The 1,578-nt window shown below is 66.1% G+C and carries 3 protein-coding genes; all 3 read left to right on the top strand.

The genetic code is table 11. The annotated features are described in order from the left end of the window. The first annotated feature begins 39 nt into the window (after window positions 1-39). The gene (gene tatA, locus A5736_RS13745; RefSeq protein ID WP_076058498.1) at window positions 40-318 is read left to right on the top strand and encodes a Sec-independent protein translocase subunit TatA; all 279 of its coding nucleotides are present in this window, start codon (window positions 40-42) and stop codon (window positions 316-318) included. Between the two features lie 55 nt (window positions 319-373). Then, window positions 374-1,330, top strand: a complete 957-nt coding sequence (gene tatC, locus A5736_RS13740; protein WP_371328382.1) for a twin-arginine translocase subunit TatC — start codon at window positions 374-376, stop codon at window positions 1,328-1,330. A 6-nt stretch (window positions 1,331-1,336) separates the two neighbouring features. Then, window positions 1,337-1,578, top strand: a 242-nt coding sequence (locus A5736_RS13735) for a DEAD/DEAH box helicase (protein WP_139333304.1), incomplete at its 3' end; no start/stop codon positions are given.

The following is a 1,578-nucleotide window of genomic DNA, read 5'->3' as shown; positions in this document are numbered from 1 at the left end:
CCTGCGGTAGCATCGGGTGGACGTCTGGAGGTAATCAAAGTGGGCAGTCTTAGTCCGTGGCACTGGGCGATCCTCGCTGTCGTAGTGGTCCTGCTCTTCGGTGCCAAGAAGCTCCCCGATGCGGCGCGCTCGCTGGGTAAGTCGATGCGCATCTTCAAGTCCGAGATGCGGGAAATGCAGACGGAGAACAAAGACCAAACGCCGTCCCTGCAAACCCCGTCGGAGACCCCCGCGGTGAACCCCCAGCCCGTGCAGTCGGAGCGGGTCGACCCGCCGAAGGCGAGCGAGCAGGGCCACCACGAAGCGCGCCCCGCGTAGCCCGGCGTAGTCGCGGTTAGCCGTCGCGGTGCCCGAGCGCCACTGACCGAGCGTCGTGAAACTTTTCAAGACTTCCGCGCGCACCGCTGCCTTGCTGAAGCGGCTCAACCCTCGTTACCGGCGCAGCCGTACCAACCCCGACGCGACCATGTCGCTGGTCGATCACCTGACCGAGCTGCGCACGAGGTTGTTGATTGCTTTGGCCGCGATCCTGATCACCACGATTTTCGGGTTCGTCTGGTACTCGCATTCGATCTTCGGGCTCGAGAGCCTCGGCGAGTGGTTGCGCCATCCCTACTGTTCGCTGCCGCAGTCGGCGCGCGCCGAGATCAGTCCCAATGGACAGTGCCGCCTGCTGGCCACCGCGCCGTTCGACCAATTCATGCTGCGGCTCAAGGTCGGGATGACTGCCGGGATCGTGCTGGCCTGCCCGGTGTGGTTGTACGAGCTTTGGGCGTTCATCACCCCGGGGCTCTATCAGCGGGAGCGCCGCTTCGCGATCGCGTTCGTGATCCCGGCCGCGGCGCTGTTCATCGGCGGTGCGGTGCTGGCCTACTTCGTGCTGTCCAAGGCGCTGGGCTTCCTGTTGACCGTGGGCAGCGACGTGCAGGTGACCGCGCTGTCCGGGGACCGCTATTTCGGCTTCCTGATCAACCTGCTGATCGTGTTCGGCGTCAGCTTCGAGTTCCCGCTGCTGATCGTGATGCTGAACATGGCGGGGCTGCTGACCTACCAGCGGCTCAAGTCGTGGCGACGCGGCCTGATCTTCGCGATGTTCGTGTTCGCGGCGGTGTTCACGCCCGGTTCCGATCCGTTTTCGATGACGGCGCTGGGGGTGGCGCTGTCGGTGCTGCTGGAGTTCGCCATCCAGATCGCCCGCCTGCACGACAAGCGGAAGGCCAAGCGCGAAGCGCAGGCGGAGATCCCCGACGACGAAGCGTCGGTCCTCGAGGAGCCCGAGCCCATACCCGAGCCGTCGTTCACCGCCGGGCAGCATGACGACGTCACTTAGGCCCGCGTGACCGAGCTGGCCGAGCTGACCCGGTTCAGCGCGGAGCTGCCTTTTCCGCTCGACGACTTTCAGCAGCGGGCGTGTGCGGCGCTGGAGCGCGGTCACGGCGTGCTGGTCTGCGCGCCGACCGGGGCCGGCAAGACGGTCGTCGGCGAATTCGCCGTGCACCTGGCGCTGGCGGCCGGCGGCAAGTGCTTCTACACCACGCCGCTGAAGGCCCTGAGCAACCAGAAGCACACCGACCTGAC

This window comes from Mycobacterium sp. SP-6446, from assembly GCF_001954045.1.
Lineage (GTDB): Bacteria > Actinomycetota > Actinomycetes > Mycobacteriales > Mycobacteriaceae > Mycobacterium.
Note: the sequence above shows the minus strand (reverse complement) of the source record. Positions and strands in the feature narration are given on the sequence as shown.